Below are 22,834 nucleotides of genomic sequence, written 5' to 3'. Positions count from 1 at the left end.
TTACTTCTCTTTTTTAAAAAAAGATATTATTAGTAGCAATACTATAGCTCCAATAGTAGACATAGACAATACTCCTATTCTGCTTTCTTTATTAACGGAAATTTGTAATAAACTAAATATCCATCCTCCTAAGACACTACCTATAATTCCTACTAAAAGATTTATAAAACATCCAAATCCTTTTCCTCTCATTAAAACACCTGCTAAAAAACCTGCAATAATTCCTATTATAACAGACCAAAAGAATGATACCCCACTCATATTTTTATAATTTTGATATAAAAATATAAAAAAATATCAATATTTATGTTAATATTTCTCTTTTTTTATTATTTTTTTCCAATCATTATATCCCAATAGTGCAATAATGAATAAAAATAGAGTAAGTATCGAATATAGAATTAATCCTTTGTGCAACATTAATGGAATAGCTATAAAATTACTAATATTTAAAAATATCCAGTTTTCTATTTTCCTCTGTGTAAGCAACCACATTCCAGCCCATGCAAAAGCACTTACCATAGAATCCCAAAGAGGCACATCGGAACTTGTAAAAAAATTAAGGAATATATACAATACACAAATAGAGAAAATTACTATACATATCGCTACTTTTAATTCTTTATCTGAAGAATAACTGACCTGCAAATGGCTTTTACGTTTTCTAACCCAAATATACCATCCGTATATGCTCATAATCAAATAATAAAATTGTAGGATTATCTCTGCAAATAACTTTACATTAAAATATAAGTAAATTGTAATAAGTATGCTTGTTATTCCACATGGATATAACCATACTTTATTATATTTTGCATAAATAACCTCAGCAACGCCAAAAAATACCCCTATCATTTCCCATCCGGAAATATTTGCCATTTGACTTTGTATAATCTGTCCCCAATTTTCCAATTCCATCTTATTTTTTTAATAAGAAAAACTTATAATTTAATATTTTTATTTTTCCTTTTTACTTTTAATGTTTACAAAACCAAATTCATTAGTTTTTTTTATAGTATTAGAGATAAATTACAAAATATAATTTATAAAAGCAGCCATATAATATTACAAAAATATTGAATATTTCAAAAATTATTTTTCATATACCTACAATTCAACTATAATTAACCATATGCTATTTTCATAACCTATGATTTTTCTTCTTGTTTTTAATGAATAGCCTATATATTTTATAAATATGATAAATTTTTGTTAAATTTACTTTCTTATTATAATTTATAAACCTTAATAGCTTGAAATATGAACGTAAATAAGAGTTTAGAAAAAAAAAATAATATCAAAGAACCAATTTATCATGTGGCGACAGATGTATATAAAGAAGCCAGAATTATCCGGAATAAATATACCAAACTAGCTTCTTTAGAAATAAATACACAGAGCAAATGGTCTTTATTTGCTGGAAATTCTCCAGAAACTATAAATTTAGATACCCCAATAGCGACAGGTAAAGATCATGGTATTTACCCTTTGTATGTGAGTACAAGCGAAAGAAGTTATTTTAAACTTACTACGGATCATGGAGAAGCCATTCTTTCAGAAACTCAATTGCCAATGGCCGGAGGATATAATTTTAGAGATTTAGGAGGAATACAATCTTCTAATGGGAAACATATAAAATGGGGGAAAATATTCAGAACTGACGATTTATATAATTTAACTCCTGAAGATTTACAATATCTTTCCAGTATTCCTATCAATTATGTAATAGATTTCCGCTATAAAGACGAATGTAGTTCAGCTCCTGATAGGTTTCCGAATGGTTTAAAGAAATGTTATTCTTTAAGTATCAAACCCGGTAATTTGTTAAGTTTACGTAAACAAGAAGGAGTAACTAAAGAAGATATTATTGAGAAAATGATGGAACTTTATAGAATTATGGTATCTACTCCTGATTGTATTGCTATATTTAAAGAGTTTTTCAAAATTATGGAAAGAGGCGAAAATCCACTTATTTTTCACTGCTCTGCAGGAAAAGACCGTACAGGTGTTGCTGCATCCTTGCTACTATTTTCCCTAGATATTCCTTATAAAACAATTATGGAAGATTATATGTCTTCCAATGAATATTTGGATGATAAGTATCTTCCTCTATTTGAAGAAAATCCTATTAATAAATACCTATATACAGTCAGACCTGAATTTCTGGAATCTGCAATTTTTGAAATTAATAAAAAATACGGCTGTGTACAATCTTATCTACAAGATGTTTTAGATGTCAAAATAGATAAAATGAAAGAAATATATCTTTTCTAAAAAAGCAATAGTAAAAAGCTGTTAAATATAAACAGCTTTTTTTATAGACATTTATCAAAATAACCTAATTTTCATATTTTGCAATCGTACTGCATTTAAAATTGCTAATAATGCAACTCCTACGTCTGCAAAAACAGCTTCCAATAGATTAGCATCTCCAAATAATCCTAAAATCATTACTAAAAGTTTGACACCAAACGCTAAGATAATATTTTGCCACACAATTTTTTTTGTAGCTTTACCTATACGTATAGCCAAAGGTACCTTTGCCGTTTTATCATCCTGAATAATTATGTCTGCAACCTCAATTGTTGCATCGCTTCCTAGACCTCCCATAGCTATACCCACATCACTTAATGCTATTACAGGAGCATCATTAAAACCATCTCCTACAAATGCAACCATGCCCTCTGTCTGTTTTTTTATTTCTTTCATTTTTATAACCTTATCTTCCGGCAATAAATCTCCAAATGCCTGATCTATACCTACTTCTTTTGCTACTTCCTGAACAATGGTATTTTTATCACCACTAAGTACAGTTGTACCTATACCTAATGCATGCAATTGTCCTATGTCTTTTTTAACATCGGGCTTAAGTTGATCCGCTATCTCTATATATCCGGCAAATTTATTATTAACAGATATTAAAACCAGCGTATTAACTATTTGTTTGATATTTTCGTCATATGATATATGGTAAAGATCTAATAATTTAAAGTTACCAACTAATATTTCGTTTCCTTCAATTTCTGCCTTAATTCCTTTTCCTGGAATATCTTCTAAATAAGATATTTTTGATACATCAGGTTTCATCTGTATTTGCTCTCGTATAGCATTTGCTATAGGATGAGTGCTTCCTGACTCCGTTATATTTACCCAATCTAATATTTTATCTTTTTCAAAACCATTTGCGACATGTATATTCTGAACTATAAAATTACCTTGTGTTAAAGTACCTGTTTTATCAAAAACAACTTGTCTGATTTTTACTAAAATATCTAAAAAATATGAACCTTTTATTAAAATTCCGTTTCTCGAAGCCAAGCCAACGCCTCCAAAATATCCTAAAGGGATAGATATAACTAAAGCACAAGGACAAGATATTACTAAAAATATAAGAGAACGATATAACCAGGTTTGATAATTATAATTTTGTAAAACAAAATAAGGTACAATAAAAACTAAAAGAGCTATAAAAAATACTGCCGGGGTATATATTTTAGCAAATTTTCGTATAAATAATTCTGTCTTAGCTTTTTGAGAATTAGAATTCTGAATCAAGTTTAGAATTTTAGAAAGCTTACTATCTGAATAAGGTGTGGTGACTTTTATTTGAGATATTGTATTAAGATTGATCATTCCTGCTAAGACAATGTCTCCTTTTTCTTTAGTCTGAGGGGCACTTTCTCCGGTTAAGGCAGAAGTATTAAAAGAGGCTGAAGAAGATATTAATTCACCATCTAAAGCAACTTTTTCACCGGGTTTTAACTGTAAAACTGAACCTACTTGTATTTCTTTTGCTTTAAATACTTTTAAGGAGTTGTCATTTTCCAAAACGGTTGCTACATCAGGCCTCTGATCCAAAAGAGAATTAATATTCTTTTTTGCTCGAGATACTGCCAAATCCTGAAAATTTTCTCCTATTGAATAAAATAACATTACAGCTACGGCTTCAGGATATTCTCCTATATAAAATGCTCCTACAGAAGCAAGAAACATTAATGAAAATTCATTGAAAAAATCTTTATTTTTAAATTCTTCACACATTTCTTTAAATACCGGATATCCTACAGGAAAATAGGCTATCAGATACCACACAAGTTTTATCCATTTCAAATGAAAAAAACTTACATCAAAATAATCCAGAATTATAGCTGCAATCAACAGAATAAAACTAATAATAGCCGGAAGAAATAATTTAAGAATATTTGTATTCTCTTCTATTCCTGTGTCTTGTTCATAGTTATGATCCTCCCCATTTTTTTTATTATCATTAGAGCTTGAACAACATTCTGAATGATTATGTGTACACATTATATTAAAATTTAAATTTTGTATATCAAAAATACCCTATGCTAAATGCAACTCAATTGCAAAGTTTACATATTGACTTAATTTCTAAGTAAAGCATTTCTATATTTTACAAAGTAATTATAATTTATAATGCTTAAAATAATTGTATCGGGAAATATAAATACATTTCCCAATAACGCTAAAGGTATTCCTTTTAAAGAATTGAACAGAACGTTTATAATAGTTTGTAATTTGATTTCCTTTATATAATTTAAATCTGAAAATAAGGAGTATAAACAAATTCCTAACATTTCAATGCCAAGTGTAGTAAAAAAAGCTAATAATACTAAAATAAATTTGTGTGTATTTTTATTAATTGAATATTTGAAAATAAATGACAAAAATAAAATTGCTGAAATACTCATCTCAAAAATTATCCCTTTGCAGGATAAAAAGAACAAAATATTTCCTATAATCAAGTTAAAAAAAATGCAATAAAAAACTATTTTTTTCTTTTTACTCATGTTTTTAACTTTAATGATTTTTTCTAAATATATAAAAAAGCAATTGATTATCCACTATATTAAGATGGATTAATTTTATACATTTGCAGAAAATTTTTATAATGAAAAGTGAAGATATACTAATAGAATTAAATACTTTATCCAAAAATACATTAATGGAAACACTAGGTATTGTATTTACAGATTTTACCGGTGATACTCTTACGGCAGAAATGGTAGTTGAATCAACTGTACATCAGCCTATGGGATTTCTTCACGGAGGGGCATCTTTAGCGATGGCAGAAAGTGTAGGTTCTTTACTTAGCATGACCAGTGTTGATACAAAAAAATATTATGTTTTTGGTACTCAGGTAACTGGATATCATATAAAAGCAGTAAGACACGGGAAAATCCGTGCAGTAGCCAGTTTTATAAATAAAGGGAAAAATACACAGGTGGTAGAAATAAATTTGTATAATGAAACTAGAGATACAACATTTAAAAACGGCTATGCTTCAATGACAAATCGTATTGTTGCTAAAAAAGATTTTAAATAATGATTACGTCTTTTTTTAATAATCTTATTAATTCTGGTTCCGCTTTTGCCTGTATCAAGTTTCCCGAAGAAAAAAATATATATTTAATTATACAGGATCAAAAGGGAAGTAATTTTTACTCGTTTACTTCTTTTGACTCGTCAAAAAAATATGTATTCCCTTTTTCTCAATTTAATAAAATTTCCGAATTTGAATGGGAAAAACTTACATTCTCCTTAACTAATAAAAAAAATACCCAGACAATTAGTGAGAGCAATTACTTGAGGATTTTAGACAAAACCTTATATTTTTTACAAGAAAAAAATGCGGATAAAATAGTAATATCTAGAGAAAAATGGGTCGATAATTCTAATATAAATCCTATACAATCTTTTTTATTTCTCTGCAAAAAATATCCTAATTCTTTTTGTCATCTCAGTTTTTGGAATTCAGAAGAAGTTTGGTTAGGAGCTACACCTGAAATTTTAGGATCTTGGAGTAATTCTACTTTTAAAACTATGGCCCTGGCAGGTACTCTTCCTGATAAAGATTCTTTTGTTTGGGAAAATAAAGAAATGGAAGAACAAAAATATGTAACAGATTATATTTATAATAAATTACAGTATTATTCTTCATCTATTTCAGTAAAAGGCCCTGAAACTCTTCACTTAGGACATGTGAAACATTTAATCACTTATTTTTCAATTCCTTTAAATGACCCACAACTGCTTTCGAAACTCATACATTCTCTACATCCAACTCCTGCAGTATGTGGTCTACCTTTAGAAGTAAGCAGGAATTTTATAATTAATGAAGAAAAATATAATCGAGATTTTTATGCCGGTTATATTGGTATAGAAACTTCAATCTCCAAAAATTATTTTGTAAATCTACGATGTGGAAAACTTTACACTAATGGAGCCTTACTTTTTGTAGGAGGTGGAATTACGGCTGAAAGTAACCCAATACAGGAATGGAAAGAAACTGAATTAAAAGCAAAATTTATTACTGAGTGTTTATAGTTTTCCTTAATCGATAATTAATATTTATTTTTAGTATTTAAGCTTTTAATTAACAAAAACTTTTTACATCAGACAAATACCTTACTTTATTTAAAAATATAATATAATTGAAAATAATTTTATATTATTTCCAATTTCAAAATATTATTTTTATATTTATAAAATTAAAATATATTGTTATGAGTGAAAATCTAAAATGGGAATTTTATCAAGATTCTAAAGGAGAGTGGAGATGGAGATCAATTGCCAGCAATGGCAAAATTGTTGCAGCTTCAAGTGAAGGTTTTTCGTCAAAAGTTAACGCCATCAATAATGCAAAATTTTCAGGATATAAAGGGTAATTCTATTATCTTTTACTATTCCTTCATTATCTCTAATATTTTTTTACATTAAATATGTCTCCATAATTTAGTAATCATTTTTAGTAAAATATTTCTTATTGTTAAGAAAACAATAAGAAATATTTTTTACGCTTTTTGTATGTAGAACATTTTTTTGTATAAATTATAATAGTTTATAATTTCTATTATATACTTAGTCAAAAAGACTTAATTGATTTGTATCTATATTTTTTAATTTATTTCCAGGTTTAAATCCTGATTTAGTAATTATTTTTGAAGTATCTGAATTTTTAATCACATCCCCTAAAACAGTTTTACCTCCATACTTCCATGAATTTTTTCTTTCTTTCTCTATCCAATCCTGCAATTTATAATCAGGAATAAAATCTTTCTCTATATTCATTGATATTTTAGAAAGATTTTTTAGCGCTTCGTATTTATCTTTTTCTCCTAATTTTGCCAGATGTAAAGCTTTATCGAAAATTTCAATAGTTTCATCATACACCCGTGTAGGCACAGGAAAAGGGTGTCCGTCTTTACCACCATGGGCAAAAGAAAAACGTGCAGGATCTGAGAACCGGGAAGGAGTTCCATGGATAACTTCACTGACTAAAGTTAAAGATTGTAAGGTTCTGGGACCTACACCATTTACTAATAATAAAGATTCTATATCTTGAATGTTTGTTTCATGTGCTAATACTAAAGTAGCTCCTAGCCTTTTCAAGTTTACATCTTTTTCTAATACTTCATGGTGCTTAGGCATAATAAGAGATATTTCCCTCATTAATTTATCCGGATTTTCTTTAGTTAATTCTAAAATTCCTAGTTTAGTTGAATTAGCTTTTACATCTGTAAGATTCAAAATTTCCCCCTGATTTTTACCATAAATAAAAGTATGAGGTTGTTCTGTAAAGGATTTTACTGAAGATGATAACCAATGATATCTCCTTGCCATTTTTTCAAAAGGATTCATTCCCTGCTGAATTACTGCCCAATCACCTTCCTGGGTTACTATAAATGAATGTAAATATATTTGGAAACCATCTTGAACAGCCGTATTATCTACCTTGGCTACCAAACGACTATTTTTTACTAAATCCTCACCATTCAATCCTGTTTTATAAGCTATATCTAGAAGTTCTGAGGGTGTATTGCGTGATGATTTTCCTCTTCCTCCGCAGATATAAACTCCTAATTCAGAGGATCTCTGATTTACCGATTTTTTTAATGCATTCATCACAGAAGTGGTTATCCCCGAAGAATGCCAATCCATTCCCAGCACACAACCCAAAGATTGGAACCAAAATGGATCACTTAATTTTTTCAGTAATGCCTTTCTTCCATATTCCTGGACAATAGCCTCTACAATTGCTCCTCCTAGCAAACTCATTCTTTTTGCAAGCCAAATTGGAACTGTTCCATAATGTAAAGGCAAATCTGCATATCCTTTCTTCATTATGTAAAGTTACGCAAATGCTCTTGAAATTATAAATATTAATAAGGAAAATAAATATATGTATGCATCTAATAATCTAAACATTAATTATGGAAAAATATTTACTTTATAACTAAGATCATATGCTATGTAGATACTTTGCAAACGTATGGTAGATATTTTGTAGACACTTGTATAAGGATCATAAAGCAGTGTAATTTCTATTTTTGAAATCAATTAAAATAACCGAAAATTTATTGAAATTATGAAAAAAAATTACATGATCTTATTCCTTACTCTATTTCCTCTACTATTTTTTTCCTGCGATACGGTAAATTCTATTACTAGCTCTGTAAGAAGCACAGCCAACAGTATATCCAATACAGCTAATCAAACAACTAAAACTATTGAAGATACTCAATCAGCTATTAATGATGTAAAGAAGACTACTGAAAAAGCTCAGAATACTACTAAGAAAAAAAATAATAAGTAAGGTAAAAACTTATTTCACTTATCTTAAAAAAATAAATCCTTTCTCTGTATATGAGATAAGGATTTATTTTATCGTGGTAATTCAAATTTAGTTATATAATGAAAATCGGTTTTACCTCTTTTATTCTCTCCATATAAGCTTTATTGGTTTGTAATCTCAAATAGTTTTTTTTTGAAATTATATCCTTTTTCCTGAGCAGAAAAATTAAATTTTACAATGAACACAAATAGCAATAATAAGATCTTCTTTTCATAATATATCAATAGTTATAATAATAACTCTGGCAACCTAACAATATTTATTTACATTAAACTTAAAAGATCATTCTTTTAGTATATTAGTAATTTAAAATTAAAAAAACTCCAACTACCTTTATAAGTAATTAACTTTTTAATAAATATAAAGATTGAGTAAAGTATAAGAATACTACCTGACAAGCACTTAAAAATCAGTTATTTTTTATTAATAATTTTTCGGTAACTAAATTACTTAGCACTTCTACACGATTAGAAGAAATAATTTTCAAGGTCATACTCTTATCAAATTCTTCAATTTGAATAACTTCTAATTCTAAACCTAAAGTTAATTTTTTGGAATTTAAATATTTTAAAAATTCTCTGGAACTATTCATTACGGCAGCAAGTAAAACTTTATCCCCTACCTTGCATTCACTAAGCTTTTTATAATGCACCCATTCCAACTTTCCATCTACATCCGGAATAGGAGATCCGTGAGGATCAAACTTAGGATAATCTAACAATTTATCCATTTTTTCGAAAAACTTATCTGAGTGAACATGTTCAAGCTGTTCTGCAATTTCATGCACTTCTTCCCAGCTAAATCCCATTTTTTCCACTAAATAAATTTCGGTAAGCCTATGTTTTCTAAGAATTAATCCCGCTTCTTTTAGCCCCTTTTCTGTCAGTTTAAATGGCTTATAACTTTGATAATGAACCAATCCCTTTTCAGAGAATTTTTTCATCATGCTATTAACTGTAGGCATTTTTATGTTTAAAGACTGACTTAAAGCCAGAGTTGAAACCTCTCCTTTTTCATTGGTCAAAGCCAATAACGCTTTTAAATAGTTTTCTTCTACATAAGAGTACATGCACAAATATAAAAATTTATTTAATAAGCAAAAATTAAAATTTAACCAAATAAATTTGTTAGATAAATCTAATTTTATAATTTTGCAAGTATAAATATTATATATGAAAAAGTATTATTGCCTTTTTGTCCTTTTAATATCAGTAAGTAATTTATTTTCTCAATCGGAAAAAGATTCTCTAGAGAATGACAGAGCTAAAAATATAGAAGATGTTGTCATTACTGGAACACTTAAAGAAGTAAGAAGATCTGACAGCCCTATACCTGTAGAAATTATTACTCCTAAATTATTTCAAAAAAATCCTACTCCCAGTCTTTTTGATGCCGTCGGAATGGTTAACGGAGTTAAACCTCAATTAAATTGTAATGTATGTAATACGGGAGATATACATATTAATGGAATGGAAGGCCCATATACCTTAATATTAATTGATGGAATGCCTATTGTAAGCGGACTTTCGACCGTTTACGGGCTAAGTGGTATCCCCAATAGTATTGTGGAAAGAATTGAGGTGGTTAAAGGTCCTGCTGCTTCTCTTTATGGTTCTGAAGCCATGGGAGGAATTATAAATGTTATTACAAAAAATCCAGTTAAAGCTCCCCTATTTAGTTTAGATGTTTTTAGTACTAGTTGGGGTGAAGTGAATACTGATACTTCCCTTAAATTTAAAGCAGGTAAAAAAGCCACAAGTTTATTAGGTATTAATTATTTTTATTATGATAATCCAATTGATAATAATCACGACGGATTTACCGATTTAACTATTCAAAACAGAATTTCTGTTTTTAATAAATGGAATTTTGAAAGAAAAGAAAACAGAGTTGCTAGTTTAGGATTACGCTGGGTCAATGAAGATCGTTGGGGAGGTGAAATGAATTGGAATAAGAAATTCAGAGGAAGTGATGAAGTATATGGTGAAAGTATTTATACTAAAAGAATTGAAATTATAGGTGCTTATCAACTTCCTTTAAAAGAAAAAATTTACACTCAGTTTTCATATAATTGGCATGATCAAAACTCCTGGTATGGAGCAACTCCTTACAAAGCTACTCAACAAGTTGCCTTTATACAGACTTATTGGGATAAAACCATCAAAGACCATAATATTTTGCTTGGTGCGTCCTTCCGGTTTACTCATTATGATGATAATACTCCGGCTACTGCTTCTTCTGACGGACTTCGTAACGATCCAGCCGAAACGCCTCTTCCGGGTGCTTTTATTCAGGATGAATGGAAAATAAATACTCAAAACAAATTATTATTGGGATACAGATATGATCATGATAAAAACCACGGTAACATTCACTCTCCAAGAATAGCTTATAAATTTTCGCCAAATACTAACAATACACTTAGAGCTAGTTTTGGAACAGGATTCAGAGTTGTTAATATTTTTACGGAAGATCATGCGGCTCTTACAGGAGCCAGAGAAGTGATTATTACTCACTCTTTAAAACCTGAAAAATCATATAACGGAAATTTGAATTATGTTCTTAAGATTCCTACTTCCGATTTACTTATGAATTTTGATGTTACCGGGTTTTATTCTTATTTCACCAATAAAATTGTAGGAGATTTTGATACAAACCCTAAACAGATTATTTATGATAATTTAGACGGTCATGCTATTTCTCAGGGAATCTCGTTAAATGCAGATCTTACTTTTAATTTTCCCCTTAAATTACTTGCAGGAATCACGTACATGGATGTATACCTGAAAGAGAAAGATGAAAACTATATTAACCGTAAGGTACGACAACTCCATGCTCCAAAATGGTCCGGTACCTTTGTAGCTACTTATACATTCCCAAAAAATGTTATTATTGATTTTACCGGTCAATGGAACGGCCCAATGCGTTTACCTATAGAACCCAATGATTATCGAGATGAAAATTCTCCTTGGTTTTGTATAGCTAATATACAAGTTACTAAGAAATTCGATAATGGAATTGAAGTGTATGGAGGATTAAAAAATCTATTTAATTTTATTCCTAAAAATCCTTTAATGCGTCCTTTTGACCCATTTGATAAAAATGTTGACGATCCTGTGAATAATCCTAACGGATATACTTTTGATACATCTTATAATTATGCTTCATTACAGGGAATTCATGGTTTTTTAGGCCTAAGGTATAATTTATTTTAAGATTAGATTATTATAACATAGAAAAACATGTACAGAAAAAAATATATGCTTAAACACTTATACTTTTCTTTATTTCCTATACACTATTTTTTTTTAAAAAATTTAGGTAAGTTTCTGTGCATGTTTTTCTTTTTTTTAAATGGTTTTTTGTTTTCACAAATTTCTTTTAATAATTTATCGGAAAACATGAAAAAAAATCCAAAACCTATTGTACTGTATATAGATTCTGATTATTGTGCTTATTGCTCCATACAACAAAAACAATTAAGTAAAGATAAAAAAGTTCAAGATATCCTTTCTCATAACTTTTATTTTGTAAAAATTAATTCTGAACAGAAATCTCAGATAATTTTCGATCATCAGGTTTATGAATATAATACAAAAGCCGAAGCCCATCAACTAGCCTGCTTATATGCTTTGGAAAATGGAAAAATAGCAACTCCTACCTGGGTGATTTTCTCTAAAGAATATATCCCTATTTTTAAATATAACGGATTAATTAATGTAAAAGATTTACAAATACTCCTAGAAAATTTCTCAGAAAAATAATTCTCTTACTTTCTCATAATTACTTTCCCTTCTTTTTCTAAGTATGAGGATATTTTTCCACTATCTCCGGTTTACTAAAGTCTTATTATTAGCAATTATTTCCCATGATAAATCCGTTTTTATTAGAAAAAGTTAATCCTAGTTTATATGCTTTTTCTTTATTTATTTTTGCATTTTTTTCAAATTTTTCAAATTCAAATGTTCCATAATAAATAACCTGATGCTCTTTTAAGTATTTTTTTTCTCGATTACACCCAACTAAACTTAGCATTATAGATAAAATAGACATAAATAATATTTTTTTCATTTTGTTAATTTTAATCATCGGGTTTCCAGTCTGCAGCTTTTTATTTAATTACCGTTATTTTAGTTTTTTCTCCTTTATGCTGTTTGGATGTACTGGTTACCAAATAGTTTAATCCATTAAGTAATCCGGAAGGTTTTTGTGTATCTTTAGAAATAATCAAATAACCTAAACCTTGATTTATTGCTATTTTTACTGTTGTGATACATTGCTCTCTATCTCAAGTCCATACACTGTATACTTTCTAATGTTTATATCTTTCTTCCCACCAAGATTGTATTTTTACTTAGTTTGTGGAACATCATGATAATATATGGACAAATCATTTGATAATGATATTCTTATATATTTATCTGTTTTTATTTTATTTATTTCTCCTGAATTTCCATTAATCCAAATGCCTGATAATGTATAAATACCTGTTTTTAAATCATAAAGAAGAATTGAATTAAAAATATAACTATCCCCATAGATAATAGCTAAAGAATAATTTTCAGTTTCATTTTGATTCACAGATAGATATAATTTTTTTGCCTCTTCTATAGAAATTTTTAATTCTTTTTCTTTTTCTTTAAATCTAGAAGTACCATAAATATAAAACTCTTCTTTTTCCATATTTTTATTATGACAAGAAATTATAATTAATAAGTTCAGTAAATTATATAAAAAAACATTAATTTTCATCTTTTAATTCATTATGTTCTTTACTATTAGTTATCAAATAGTTTAATCCATTGAGTAATCCGGAAGGTTTTTGTGCATCTTTAGAAATAATCAAATAACCTAAACCTTAATTTATTACCTTTTATTAGTGTAAAGTATTGTATTCCCATAAAAAAATTATTCTAATATAAAATTTGTAAATTTCATTTTATATCTACGTTCTATTTTTTCTTTATAATTTCTTTTTTATAATAATTTTTTGGTATTTTAAGTATGATGTGTATATTCTTATCTGTTTTTATTTTCTTTGCTTCTCCTGTGTCTCCATTAATCCATATTCCAGATAAATTGTATTCTCCTGTTTTTGCATTGTATAAAAATGGAGAAAATATATAATTATTATTATATATTATATCTAGATTGCAGGATAAAGTATCTTTTTTATTTACCAGTAATTGGAATTCATAATTAGCATATATTTGGGCTGCTTCTTCCAAAGAAATTTTTAATTCTTTTTCTTTTTCTTTAAATTCAGAAGTACCATAAATATAAAACTCTTCTTTTTCCATATTTTTATTATGACAAGAAATAATAATTAATATGTTCAGTAAATTATATAAAAAAACATTAATCTTCATCTTTTAATTCATAATATTCTTTTGATATTTTTAATTTTTCCCCTTTATATTTTCCATATGTATGACAACCATATTTTATTAATAATTCTAAGCCTTCAGAAGTTTGCTTTAATCTAGTAGGATAACTGATAATTAGAAATAAGATTTAATATTGCTGTATTTTCTTTTAAAGAGATTCTAACAGCTGTAGTACATTGCTCTATATCCCAAGATCATACACTATATACTTTCAGATGTTTATATCTTTCTTCCCACCAAGATTGTATTTTTACTTAGTTTATGGAATATCATGATAATATATAGATAAATCATTTGATAATGATTTTCTTATATAATTATCACTTTTTCTTTAATATTTCTTTTTGAAAGGGGACTATCACATTAATATTTTTAGATTTATTAGGAATTTTCACGTATTTAGATATATATTTTTCTTTTATTTCTCCAGTATATCCATTTACCCATACTCCTGAAATATTATATCCTGTTTTTGCATTATAATGTAATGGAGAATTAACAAATATGTAATTATCTTCATAAATAATATCTAATACGCATTCTATTTTGGCCTTTTGAATGTCTTGTTTTAACATATAATTAGCATATATTTGGGTAGCTTCTTCCAAAGAAATTTTTAATTCTTTTTCTTTTTCTTTAAATTCAGAGGTACCATAAATATAATATTCTTCTTTTTCCATATCTTTATTATGACAAGAAATAATAATTAATATGTTCAGTAAATTATATAAAAAAACATTAATCTTCATCTTTTAATTCATTATATCCTTTACTAATAGTTATTCTCCTACCTTTACAATTTCACCTGTCTTAGAATCAATTTTAGCTAAAAAAATAAAGAAGCTGTTTTTACATCCCGTTTATCTAGATTACTTTTATATCCAATATAATAACACTCTTTTTTTAGATAAAAACCCTTGTATAACGATTTTCAAAATTTTCATCTTTTAAAATATTAAAATTTTTTATAAAATTCTGATTATAAATATCTATGGCTATTTTTTTTATTTTAAATTTTGATTCTTTTACTGAAAATATAGGATCATCAGAATAAATATTTTTTTTTATTACAACTTATCCCTAAGAAACTAAGAAATGATAACATAAGTATTATAATTTTTTTTTATAAATTATCTTTGTTTTGACTTCCAATCTGCAGCTTCTTTTTTAATTACCGTTACTTTTGTTTTTTCTCCTTTATGTTGTTTGAAAGTATTGGATTTCCAATCTTTACATGAAAAACCTTATACCTCCACCCAAAGCCTCTATTCTGGGTAATTCTCAGGAAGATATTTAGGTCTAAGCATTATTCCTTTTTTAACATATTTTACTTCTCCGGTTTCAGCATTTACCCATATTCCTGAAGTAGAAGCAGCAGGCATTTTAGGTATATAGTGATTAGTAAAAGCATAATAATTATCTATTATAAAAAATAAATTATTTCCCATGATAAATCCATTTTTATTAGAAAAAGTTAATCCTAGTTTATATGCTTTTTCTTTATTTATTTTTGCATTTTTTTCAAATTTTTCAAATTCAAATGTTCCATAATAAATAACCTGATGCTCTTTTAAGTATTTTTTTTCTCGATTACACCCAACTAAACTTAGCATTATAGATAAAATAGACATAAATAATATTTTTTTCATTTTGTTAATTTTAATCATCGGGTTTCCAGTCTGCAGCTTTTTATTTAATTACCGTTATTTTAGTTTTTTCTCCTACAATTTTTTTAAAATCTCTGATTCCTTTGAAATCGTATTTATAATATTAATCAATTCTTTTTGTGTTGGTTTCAATGTAATATCATTAAAATTTTCAGATACCTTTGTTTTACAAGATATAAACAATAATAGTGTTAGATATAAAGTATATTTCATTTTTTTATTTCTTTAGCTAAAATAGTATTAAGTTCTATGAATTTTTGAAGTTCATTTTTTTTAGAAAAATCAGAAGAGGAAGAACTGCTAAAATTTATATCCTTAAATAGTAAATAACTTAAATAACAATTGGTTTCCTATTATTATTTACCGTAATAGCAAATACCCTAATTTATTGTAAGAAGAAGATGGAAGTGTATCTTGAGGTTGATAATACATATTTGAAACGATATAATTTCCACAAAATCTTATATATGTATAATATTTACTAGGTATAAGTTGTATTTTTATTATATTTTCGATACCATCATTTTTTTTACTGATAAATTTATACTTAATATTATTATTTTTTAAATAATCATAAATCTTTTGTTCTGAATTCATTTTAGAAGTTTCCCATTTTAAAGAATCTGTATCTCTTAGTTTATTCATACTAAAATAATTTCCATATTCCCGCATAATTATTTTACCATCTTTTTCTAAGTATAAGACATATTGTCCATCTAATTCATCTATAAAATAATCATAATTTTTTTCATCCATAGAAGGGTAGAATAAACTTCTGGGAATATTTTTATCATTAGGATTTCCTTCTACATTTGTGTAGATTGTAAAATTATAAGGGGAACTACCATTAAACTTATAATATTTACTTTGCAGTTCTTTCTGGGTATATTTGTGTGTATCTAGTAATGCTGTTTCTTTTCTTGTTGTTTTACAATTAAGAAGTAACAGCAAAAGGGCTATTAATAAAGTATACCTCATTTTAACTATCGAAATAAAGAATATCCAAGTTTCTTATAGTTAAAAATGGTATCTTTAGGTTCGTAATAAGTATTAGAAACTAAATAATGATAACCGTCAAAAGATATATAGGTATAATATCCACTAGGCTCCAACTGAATTTTTATTTCAGTTTCAGTTCTACTACTTTTTTTACTAATAAGTTTATATTTGATATTATTCTTATGTAATAAATCATATACCTGTTTTTCTGTGGTAATTTTAGTTGTTAACCATTTTAGAGAATCGGTATCTCTTAGCTTATTAAAATCAAAATAATTCCCATATTCCCGCATAATTACTTTACCTTCTTTTTCTAAATAAAGAACATATTGCCCATCCATTTCTTCTACAAAATATTGTAAGTCTTTTGCTGAATTAAATAGTCCAAAGCAGTTTATAGGCATCTCAGGATTAGTTTTACTTTTAGGTACATTAGAATAAATAAGTAAATCTAAGATTTTATCACCATCTTTTATTCCTTGAGTATATTTGTAATAATTTTTATTTAATTGTTCTTTTACAGGTTTTAATGTAATATCATTAAAATTTTCAGATATCTTAGTTTTACAAGATATAAACAATAATAGTGTTAGATATAAAGTATATTTCATTATTTTAATTCTTTAGATAAAATAGTATTTAAGGTTAAAAAAATATTTAATTGCTCTTTTTTAGAAAGATCTGAAGAATAAATATTATTAAATTTTTTATCTATTTCAGGTATTCCCCATAAATATTTGCCCGCATTAGGATCAAAAAATTCTTTATTAATATATGGATTATAATAGACATCAGAAATAATAATAGGCCCCCTATAGTTAAACATTTTTTCATCCAATTTCAGGGTATTTTTAGCGGCAATTAAAAAACTAATCAGCTCCAGGGAAGTTTGCAGGGCAAAAATAATTGATATTTTAGAAATTAAAATATTCTATATCCTAATTTGTCATAAGAATAAATAGTATCTTTTGCTGAATAATAAGTAGTTGAAATTAAAAAATTATTATTAACAGTAATATATGTATAATAACCACTAGGCTCCAACTGTATTTTTATTTCGGTCTCATTACCACTACATTTTTTACTAATAAATCTATATTTTATATTATTCTTTTTTAATAAATCATATACTTGTTTCTCTGTTGTAATTTTAGTTGTTAGCCATTTTAAAGAATCAGTATCTCTTAGCTTATTAAAATCAAAATAATTTCCATATTCCCGCATAATTACTTTACCTTCTTTTTCTAAATAAAGCACATATTGCCCATCCATGTTTTCTACAAAATATTTCACATCTTTTGGGATAGATATCTTAGAGAGAAATATTTTTTTAGGGTACTTTTTTAAGATTGAACTTTCAGGTACATTTGTGTATATTATAGCTTTAAAATAATTACTACTTACAGTATCATTTCTTTTATATACAAAAAAATTAGGAAAATCATATTTGTAATATTTTTTTAATTCATTTGGAGTAGGCTGTGAAGTAAATCCAATAAAATTTTCTGTTTTTTGAGATTTACATCCAAGTAAAACCAAGCTAATGGTTATAAATATATAATTTATATGTTTCATTATAATTATTTTATCTTTTTAGATTGAGTAGTATTTAAGGTTAAAAAAATATTTAATTGCTCTTTTTTAGAAAGATCTGAAGAAGAACTGCTTAAATTTATATCCTTTTAAATAGTAAACATCTTAAATAATAATAAAAACCCAATTATATTTATCTTAATAGTAAATTTCCTAATTCATTATTAGATGGAAAAGTATCCTGAGGTTGATAATAAGTATTAGAAATTAAATGTCTGCCATTAAAAGTTATATAAGTATAATAACCATTGGGTTGTAATTGTATTTTTATCTCATTATCAATACCATATTTTTTTTTGCTAATCAATTTATATTTGATATTATTTTGTTTTAAATACTCATATACTTGTTGCTCTGTAACTATTTTTGGAGTCTTTGCATATTTTATAGAATCATAGAACCTATCTTTAAAAAAATCATAATACATTCCATATTCACGCATAATTATCTTCCCCTCTTTTTCCAAGTACAATACATATTGTCCATTCATCTTTTCTACAAAATATTCAATTTCTTCCTTTTTTCCCCTTAAAACACCAAGACATGACATAGGAGTCTTAGGATTAATATTGCTTTCAGGAATATTAGTGTAAATAACTGGGCTAAATCGAAAGGTATCTCCTTTTATATATTGAATTAATTCTCTAACTCCTTTAAAATCATATTTATAATATTTTTTTAATTCATTTGGAGTAGGCTGTGAAGTAAATCCAATAAAATTTTCTGTTTTTTGAGATTTACATCCAAGTAAAACTAAGCTAATTGTTATAAGTATATAATTAAAATAAGGACTTCCCATATTGGTTAATTAAAAACATAGTATCTTTCGGTTGATAATAAGTATTAGTCATAGCCCACATAGAATTTATTGTAATATAAACATAATAATCCTTTTCTATAAGGTTTATTTTAATCCACTTATCAAAGTTTTTTGAATATTTATAATTTACTTTATATTTGATTTGATTTTTATTTAGAGAGTCGAATATTTTTTTCTCCATATTAGCCCATTTTATAGAATCCCATTTTCCATTTTCATGAACAAAATACTCTCCATATTCCCTTGTTATAATTTGATTATCCTTTACTAAATATAGAATATATTTCTTATTTAACTTATCTTCAAAATATTTAATATCATTACTGTCTTCGGTATCTTTAATGAAAAACGGACGCCATATATAATCTATCTGTTTGGGAATATTTGGATTATTAGAACGTGGTTCTACATTAGTATAAATATTAAATTTTAATGGAATCTTTTTTTGAAGTCTAAAATTATAAATAGATTCATCCCTTTTATATTTATAAAACTTATTCCCTAATTCTTCAATTGTGGGTGGTGAAGATTCATCTATTGTTTTATATTCTGTTATCTTTTTTGTTTTACAACAAATAAAGAATACTGAAATTAATAAAGAGTAGCATACAATATTATAATATTTCATGAAAAATTATTTTTTTATTTCTTGGGCTAAGGTAGTATTTAAAACTAAAAACTCATTCAATTCATTTTTCTTAGAAAAATCTGATGAAGAAGAACTGCTAACATTTTTATCTATTTCTGGAATTCCCCATATTTCAATTCCTGCATTAGGATCAAAAAATTTTTTATTAATAAAAGGATTGTAATAGACATCGGAAATAATAATAGGTCCCCTATAGTTAAACATTTTTTCATCCAGTTTCAGGGTATTCTTGGCGGCAATTAAAAAACTAATCAGTTCCAGGGAAGTTTGTAGGGCAAAAACCACCGGTAACTCAGATACCTTTACCGGAAAGGTAAGCACTCCTATTGCTGCTTCGGCTTTTCCCTGTAGTTTTTTAGCCTCGTAGGCAGAGGCATAAACAAAAGACATATCAGTCGTATGATTAAATGCAGATACCGAACACAGGTAACGGTAAAATTCCGAATGAGGATTTAGTTCATACACCCCACCATCTTCCAGTTTTATTTTTTGATCTCGTATAACATCGTTATGCAGCAGAAAATCCATAGGGAGTACTTTTTTGGAAATACGCTCTACCTTACCTTCTAATTTCTCTATAGTATCATTTCTGTCCGATTGGGGAGACCTTCTTTGTCTTTGGGCATAAAATCGGGTTTCTTCGTAATTACCTGTCTGTACAAAGCCCCCCATATCCAGATAAAAGGTTAGGGTTTTAATAATACGATAATAACGGGGGTACCATTGATCTACTCCCTCTATGGGTAAAATACACATATTATCTTCTACCCAGCTTACAGCCGTAAAACAATTGCCCCGGGTTTCCTGTTCTTTGCCCCCTACATAGATGCCAATATCGTCCCGGTTTACAGTAAAGGCCAGGCAAAAGCAGGTATTTTCTCTATCAAAGTAAGGACGTACGTCTTCTTCTCTTTGGTTTAGTACCAGCTTTTCCGGTAAATATAGTTTACTCATAGCCAGAAATTATTTAACATCGGTTTCATTTTCTTCTTTATAATAAGAGGTTATCCCCGGGCTTTCCTGCCATATTTTATCTACATCATCAGCCAGGCATTCTTTTCCTTTTTTTTCATTTATACGGGTCTGTTTTTGGTTTTCCCAACTGTTTTTTACTACGTCTCCCAAAAAGACAGGATCGTATTTTTCCAGATCGTTTATTACATAATCATAGGCACTTTTAATGCCTAATGCATAACCCACCCAACCCAAAAAGGAAAAAAACCTATTTACTCCCTTATTTTTAATATTAACAAATAAAGGAAAACCTCCCGAAACGCCCAAATAGTTGCTTATATCTTCTATTCCCTCGTCTTTTTTATTTTTCAGAGCAAATACATAAGAAATATCTACGGTACGGTTAAAACGACTTACTTCTTCTAAATATTTTCCCAAGGTTAAAAATAAAGGATCTTTTTCCAGAGATAGGGAAATTCCTCCCTGAAGTTTCAATATTTTATCGGTAAATATCTGATCATGCAATATAGAACCTTCATTTTCTGAAAAACGGGTCTGTGTACATAGGGAAGATATTTCCCGTATTCCGGTATCAGACGGATTCCTGTAGGCATCTTCCATATCTTTAGTTATTTTATTGGTTCTATAAGTACAATCTGCCACATTTGCTTTTACAATACGCCCATAGCGGTTAATTAAAAAATTGTATACACTCAGGTTGTTATGATAAGGAGTATATTTATGTATACCATACGGATCCTCCTTTTCTATTTTAGCCACTTCTTCCGGATTATAGGCTTCATGTTTTACAAACAGAGAAATACCGGTAAGACAACTTTTAACAGAGGTATTGGGCGAAATTAATTCAAATGTGGTATACCCTACCATGCCTGTATACCGGTCATATTTCTTAAATTGTTTCCAGGTATCTTCATACTCTCCATAGCTTATGCCATTCTCTACCCCTTGCTGCTGTACTTTCTGTGCGGCAGTATTCATTATAGAGCCTTTGGAATTATAAATTACATTTCCCTTAGCCTTTTCTATAATTTTGCCTCCGGCGGTTTTTACTATTTGTCCCATAAGCTCTTCGCCTTAAAATTGCGTGCTTTTTTCTCCACTGTTGTTTTTAACCATAGACTGGGCATTTTGTATAATATTCCCCTCAGCAGAATGGGTTTCAATATTTTGAGAAGCATTTCGTACGGTTTGGGAAGAATCGGAAGTAATGTTTCCCGATGCCGTTTCAAAAATATCTGCGGCAAACAAGGAATACTGCCTGCCTACCTGGGTGGAGGAATTTTTCCCTACGCTTGTGGTTTGATCTATTCCTACGTTGGTAACCATATTTTTTCCGGCACTCAGCTTTATATCTTCCCCGGCATGTACAGAAAAATTTTTAGGCGCATGTACCGAGATATTCCCTTCACCATCCATAAACATTTTGTTTCCGCTGGGGTCTTCTATCAAGATGGATCCCTTCCCTTGGGCATCGTTAAAGATAATCTTGGTTCCACTGCGGGTTTGTATCACCTTTATATCATTCCCTTGCGTATAATACGCCGCAATTTCCCCTCCGTTATAGGCAGTCCCCAGTACTACCGGACATTCGGCATTGCCTCCTTGAAAGGCACATAAGACCATTTCCCCAATCTCCGGGTTAAAATACGTACCCTTGCTTCCCCCACTATGCGGCTGTATCACCTGTACCCAAGGGGTACTGCTGTTTGACGGCTGCTGCCAGGTAAATTGTACCCGTACCCTTCCCATTTTCTGTGGGTCTTTATTATCTATAACCTTGGCATGCTGGATGTCTGCCTTGGGGGTATCGGTAAGGTCTGTGTAAAAAGGTACACTCAGGTCTTTAGGCACTCCGTAAAAGGTATTGGTATACCCCTCACCATCGGCAAAGTTATGTATAATCTCCGTGATTTTATAGGATTCTATAGGTACTTTCCCGTTTTTGAATATTTTGTGATCCGGAATCCAAACCAGCATCTTAGCTATATCTCCGAGCATTATATTCGGATTATTGGAGGTTACTTCTATATCTATCAGGTTTTGTCTTTTTTTGTTTTCCCTCAAAACCGCCTGTTCTATATCCCGTCG

The 22,834-nt window shown here is 28.3% G+C and carries 26 protein-coding genes; 7 read left to right on the top strand and 19 right to left on the bottom strand.

What is annotated here, in order from left to right; all coding sequences use genetic code 11:
* Both C4S76_RS03405 and pnuC read right to left on the bottom strand, forming a co-directional pair.
* On the bottom strand, positions 1 to 261 hold the full coding sequence (locus C4S76_RS03405) for a GlsB/YeaQ/YmgE family stress response membrane protein (RefSeq protein WP_105192676.1): 261 nt from the start codon (positions 259 to 261) through the stop codon (positions 1 to 3).
* 48 nt (positions 262 to 309) lie between these two features.
* Entirely contained in the window at positions 310 to 918 is a 609-nt protein-coding gene (gene pnuC, locus C4S76_RS03400) for a nicotinamide riboside transporter PnuC (RefSeq protein ID WP_105192674.1), read from the bottom strand.
* A gap of 342 nt (positions 919 to 1,260) precedes the next feature.
* Here pnuC and C4S76_RS03395 point away from each other — a divergent pair, with 342 nt between their 5' ends.
* Positions 1,261 to 2,274: a tyrosine-protein phosphatase gene (locus C4S76_RS03395; protein WP_105192672.1), complete on the top strand. Its 1,014-nt coding sequence runs from the start codon at positions 1,261 to 1,263 to the stop codon at positions 2,272 to 2,274.
* 54 nt (positions 2,275 to 2,328) lie between these two features.
* Here C4S76_RS03395 and C4S76_RS03390 read toward each other — a convergent pair whose 3' ends face one another.
* On the bottom strand, positions 2,329 to 4,308 hold the full coding sequence (locus C4S76_RS03390; RefSeq protein WP_105192670.1) for a heavy metal translocating P-type ATPase: 1,980 nt from the start codon (positions 4,306 to 4,308) through the stop codon (positions 2,329 to 2,331).
* 604 nt (positions 4,309 to 4,912) lie between these two features.
* Here C4S76_RS03390 and C4S76_RS03380 point away from each other — a divergent pair.
* The 3 genes from C4S76_RS03380 (at position 4,913) to C4S76_RS03370 (ending at position 6,689) form a co-directional block, all read left to right on the top strand.
* Complete coding sequence (locus tag C4S76_RS03380) at positions 4,913 to 5,347, top strand: hotdog fold thioesterase (protein WP_105192666.1); 435 nt, start codon at positions 4,913 to 4,915, stop codon at positions 5,345 to 5,347.
* Positions 5,347 to 6,348: a chorismate-binding protein gene (locus C4S76_RS03375; RefSeq protein WP_105192664.1), complete on the top strand. Its 1,002-nt coding sequence runs from the start codon at positions 5,347 to 5,349 to the stop codon at positions 6,346 to 6,348. The genes C4S76_RS03380 and C4S76_RS03375 overlap by 1 nt, the downstream gene beginning before the upstream one ends.
* A gap of 179 nt (positions 6,349 to 6,527) precedes the next feature.
* Positions 6,528 to 6,689, top strand: coding sequence for a YegP family protein (locus tag C4S76_RS03370; RefSeq protein ID WP_105192799.1), 162 nt, complete (start codon positions 6,528 to 6,530; stop codon positions 6,687 to 6,689).
* Positions 6,690 to 6,882: 193 nt separating this feature from the next.
* Here C4S76_RS03370 and C4S76_RS03365 read toward each other — a convergent pair whose 3' ends face one another.
* On the bottom strand, positions 6,883 to 8,145 hold the full coding sequence (locus C4S76_RS03365; protein ID WP_105192662.1) for a DUF763 domain-containing protein: 1,263 nt from the start codon (positions 8,143 to 8,145) through the stop codon (positions 6,883 to 6,885).
* A 244-nt stretch (positions 8,146 to 8,389) separates the two neighbouring features.
* On the opposite strand from C4S76_RS03365, the gene C4S76_RS03360 reads away from it, so the two are divergent.
* Positions 8,390 to 8,617 (top strand): hypothetical protein, encoded by a 228-nt coding sequence (locus tag C4S76_RS03360; RefSeq protein ID WP_105192660.1) that lies wholly within the window; start codon positions 8,390 to 8,392, stop codon positions 8,615 to 8,617.
* 448 nt (positions 8,618 to 9,065) lie between these two features.
* On the opposite strand, the gene C4S76_RS03355 is transcribed toward C4S76_RS03360, so the two are convergent.
* Complete coding sequence (locus tag C4S76_RS03355) at positions 9,066 to 9,725, bottom strand: metal-dependent transcriptional regulator (RefSeq protein WP_105192658.1); 660 nt, start codon at positions 9,723 to 9,725, stop codon at positions 9,066 to 9,068.
* A gap of 103 nt (positions 9,726 to 9,828) precedes the next feature.
* On the opposite strand from C4S76_RS03355, the gene C4S76_RS03350 reads away from it, so the two are divergent.
* A complete protein-coding gene (locus tag C4S76_RS03350; RefSeq protein WP_105192656.1) occupies positions 9,829 to 11,871 on the top strand; it encodes a TonB-dependent receptor plug domain-containing protein in 2,043 nt (680 codons plus the stop codon).
* Positions 11,872 to 12,057: 186 nt separating this feature from the next.
* Positions 12,058 to 12,420: a thioredoxin family protein gene (locus C4S76_RS03345; protein WP_181044045.1), complete on the top strand. Its 363-nt coding sequence runs from the start codon at positions 12,058 to 12,060 to the stop codon at positions 12,418 to 12,420.
* Between the two features lie 88 nt (positions 12,421 to 12,508).
* On the opposite strand, the gene C4S76_RS03340 is transcribed toward C4S76_RS03345, so the two are convergent.
* From C4S76_RS03340 to C4S76_RS11735, 14 genes are all read right to left on the bottom strand, one after another.
* The gene (locus C4S76_RS03340) at positions 12,509 to 12,727 is read right to left on the bottom strand and encodes a hypothetical protein (RefSeq protein ID WP_105192652.1); all 219 of its coding nucleotides are present in this window, start codon (positions 12,725 to 12,727) and stop codon (positions 12,509 to 12,511) included.
* 279 nt (positions 12,728 to 13,006) lie between these two features.
* The gene (locus C4S76_RS03335; protein ID WP_146105676.1) at positions 13,007 to 13,339 is read right to left on the bottom strand and encodes a hypothetical protein; all 333 of its coding nucleotides are present in this window, start codon (positions 13,337 to 13,339) and stop codon (positions 13,007 to 13,009) included.
* Positions 13,340 to 13,608: 269 nt separating this feature from the next.
* On the bottom strand, positions 13,609 to 13,956 hold the full coding sequence (locus C4S76_RS03330; protein WP_105192648.1) for a hypothetical protein: 348 nt from the start codon (positions 13,954 to 13,956) through the stop codon (positions 13,609 to 13,611).
* Positions 13,957 to 14,363: 407 nt separating this feature from the next.
* Positions 14,364 to 14,723, bottom strand: coding sequence for a hypothetical protein (locus C4S76_RS03325; protein WP_146105675.1), 360 nt, complete (start codon positions 14,721 to 14,723; stop codon positions 14,364 to 14,366).
* A 585-nt stretch (positions 14,724 to 15,308) separates the two neighbouring features.
* Positions 15,309 to 15,692, bottom strand: coding sequence for a hypothetical protein (locus C4S76_RS03320; protein WP_105192644.1), 384 nt, complete (start codon positions 15,690 to 15,692; stop codon positions 15,309 to 15,311).
* A gap of 378 nt (positions 15,693 to 16,070) precedes the next feature.
* A complete protein-coding gene (locus C4S76_RS03315; RefSeq protein ID WP_105192642.1) occupies positions 16,071 to 16,688 on the bottom strand; it encodes a hypothetical protein in 618 nt (205 codons plus the stop codon).
* Between the two features lie 5 nt (positions 16,689 to 16,693).
* Positions 16,694 to 17,320, bottom strand: a complete 627-nt coding sequence (locus tag C4S76_RS03310; RefSeq protein WP_105192640.1) for a hypothetical protein — start codon at positions 17,318 to 17,320, stop codon at positions 16,694 to 16,696.
* Positions 17,320 to 17,535 (bottom strand): hypothetical protein, encoded by a 216-nt coding sequence (locus C4S76_RS03305; protein WP_146105674.1) that lies wholly within the window; start codon positions 17,533 to 17,535, stop codon positions 17,320 to 17,322. Before C4S76_RS03305 ends, C4S76_RS03310 begins: the two co-directional genes overlap by 1 nt.
* Before the next feature lie 95 nt (positions 17,536 to 17,630).
* Positions 17,631 to 18,284 (bottom strand): hypothetical protein, encoded by a 654-nt coding sequence (locus C4S76_RS03300; protein ID WP_105192636.1) that lies wholly within the window; start codon positions 18,282 to 18,284, stop codon positions 17,631 to 17,633.
* Positions 18,285 to 18,435: 151 nt separating this feature from the next.
* Positions 18,436 to 19,101: a hypothetical protein gene (locus C4S76_RS03295; RefSeq protein WP_105192634.1), complete on the bottom strand. Its 666-nt coding sequence runs from the start codon at positions 19,099 to 19,101 to the stop codon at positions 18,436 to 18,438.
* Entirely contained in the window at positions 19,082 to 19,750 is a 669-nt protein-coding gene (locus C4S76_RS03290; RefSeq protein WP_105192632.1) for a hypothetical protein, read from the bottom strand. The genes C4S76_RS03295 and C4S76_RS03290 overlap by 20 nt, the downstream gene beginning before the upstream one ends.
* Before the next feature lie 6 nt (positions 19,751 to 19,756).
* Positions 19,757 to 20,725 (bottom strand): hypothetical protein, encoded by a 969-nt coding sequence (locus C4S76_RS03285; RefSeq protein WP_105192630.1) that lies wholly within the window; start codon positions 20,723 to 20,725, stop codon positions 19,757 to 19,759.
* A 9-nt stretch (positions 20,726 to 20,734) separates the two neighbouring features.
* Positions 20,735 to 21,808 (bottom strand): hypothetical protein, encoded by a 1,074-nt coding sequence (locus tag C4S76_RS03280; protein WP_105192628.1) that lies wholly within the window; start codon positions 21,806 to 21,808, stop codon positions 20,735 to 20,737.
* A 12-nt stretch (positions 21,809 to 21,820) separates the two neighbouring features.
* Positions 21,821 to 22,834 (bottom strand): phage baseplate assembly protein V (locus tag C4S76_RS11735; protein WP_221404976.1); only part of this gene is annotated, 1,014 nt, incomplete at its 5' end.

The sequence above is a fragment of the Apibacter adventoris genome (assembly GCF_002964965.1).
Taxonomy (GTDB): Bacteria; Bacteroidota; Bacteroidia; order Flavobacteriales; family Weeksellaceae; genus Apibacter; species Apibacter adventoris.
Note: the sequence above shows the minus strand (reverse complement) of the source record. Positions and strands in the feature narration are given on the sequence as shown.

What these genes read in the sequence shown, in the direction of transcription:
- C4S76_RS03360 (WP_105192660.1), top strand. Translation starts at nt 8,390, where the DNA reads ATGAAAAAAAATTACATGATCTTATTCCTTACTCTATTTCCTCTACTA.
- C4S76_RS03320 (WP_105192644.1), bottom strand. Translation starts at nt 15,692, where the DNA reads ATGAAAAAAATATTATTTATGTCTATTTTATCTATAATGCTAAGTTTA.
- C4S76_RS03405 (WP_105192676.1), bottom strand. Translation starts at nt 261, where the DNA reads ATGAGTGGGGTATCATTCTTTTGGTCTGTTATAATAGGAATTATTGCA.
- C4S76_RS03330 (WP_105192648.1), bottom strand. Translation starts at nt 13,956, where the DNA reads ATGGAAAAAGAAGAGTTTTATATTTATGGTACTTCTGAATTTAAAGAA.
- C4S76_RS03365 (WP_105192662.1), bottom strand. Translation starts at nt 8,145, where the DNA reads ATGAAGAAAGGATATGCAGATTTGCCTTTACATTATGGAACAGTTCCA.
- C4S76_RS03380 (WP_105192666.1), top strand. Translation starts at nt 4,913, where the DNA reads ATGAAAAGTGAAGATATACTAATAGAATTAAATACTTTATCCAAAAAT.
- C4S76_RS03295 (WP_105192634.1), bottom strand. Translation starts at nt 19,101, where the DNA reads ATGGGAAGTCCTTATTTTAATTATATACTTATAACAATTAGCTTAGTT.
- C4S76_RS03345 (WP_181044045.1), top strand. Translation starts at nt 12,058, where the DNA reads ATGAAAAAAAATCCAAAACCTATTGTACTGTATATAGATTCTGATTAT.
- C4S76_RS03350 (WP_105192656.1), top strand. Translation starts at nt 9,829, where the DNA reads ATGAAAAAGTATTATTGCCTTTTTGTCCTTTTAATATCAGTAAGTAAT.
- C4S76_RS03310 (WP_105192640.1), bottom strand. Translation starts at nt 17,320, where the DNA reads ATGAAATATACTTTATATCTAACACTATTATTGTTTATATCTTGTAAA.
- C4S76_RS03290 (WP_105192632.1), bottom strand. Translation starts at nt 19,750, where the DNA reads ATGAAATATTATAATATTGTATGCTACTCTTTATTAATTTCAGTATTC.
- C4S76_RS03340 (WP_105192652.1), bottom strand. Translation starts at nt 12,727, where the DNA reads ATGAAAAAAATATTATTTATGTCTATTTTATCTATAATGCTAAGTTTA.
- C4S76_RS03390 (WP_105192670.1), bottom strand. Translation starts at nt 4,308, where the DNA reads ATGTGTACACATAATCATTCAGAATGTTGTTCAAGCTCTAATGATAAT.
- pnuC (WP_105192674.1), bottom strand. Translation starts at nt 918, where the DNA reads ATGGAATTGGAAAATTGGGGACAGATTATACAAAGTCAAATGGCAAAT.
- C4S76_RS03395 (WP_105192672.1), top strand. Translation starts at nt 1,261, where the DNA reads ATGAACGTAAATAAGAGTTTAGAAAAAAAAAATAATATCAAAGAACCA.
- C4S76_RS03285 (WP_105192630.1), bottom strand. Translation starts at nt 20,725, where the DNA reads ATGAGTAAACTATATTTACCGGAAAAGCTGGTACTAAACCAAAGAGAA.
- C4S76_RS03325 (WP_146105675.1), bottom strand. Translation starts at nt 14,723, where the DNA reads ATGGAAAAAGAAGAATATTATATTTATGGTACCTCTGAATTTAAAGAA.
- C4S76_RS03375 (WP_105192664.1), top strand. Translation starts at nt 5,347, where the DNA reads ATGATTACGTCTTTTTTTAATAATCTTATTAATTCTGGTTCCGCTTTT.
- C4S76_RS03300 (WP_105192636.1), bottom strand. Translation starts at nt 18,284, where the DNA reads ATGAAACATATAAATTATATATTTATAACCATTAGCTTGGTTTTACTT.
- C4S76_RS03315 (WP_105192642.1), bottom strand. Translation starts at nt 16,688, where the DNA reads ATGAGGTATACTTTATTAATAGCCCTTTTGCTGTTACTTCTTAATTGT.
- C4S76_RS03355 (WP_105192658.1), bottom strand. Translation starts at nt 9,725, where the DNA reads ATGTACTCTTATGTAGAAGAAAACTATTTAAAAGCGTTATTGGCTTTG.
- C4S76_RS03305 (WP_146105674.1), bottom strand. Translation starts at nt 17,535, where the DNA reads ATGTTTAACTATAGGGGGCCTATTATTATTTCTGATGTCTATTATAAT.
- C4S76_RS03370 (WP_105192799.1), top strand. Translation starts at nt 6,528, where the DNA reads ATGAGTGAAAATCTAAAATGGGAATTTTATCAAGATTCTAAAGGAGAG.
- C4S76_RS03335 (WP_146105676.1), bottom strand. Translation starts at nt 13,339, where the DNA reads ATGGAAAAAGAAGAGTTTTATATTTATGGTACTTCTAGATTTAAAGAA.
- C4S76_RS03280 (WP_105192628.1), bottom strand. Translation starts at nt 21,808, where the DNA reads ATGGGACAAATAGTAAAAACCGCCGGAGGCAAAATTATAGAAAAGGCT.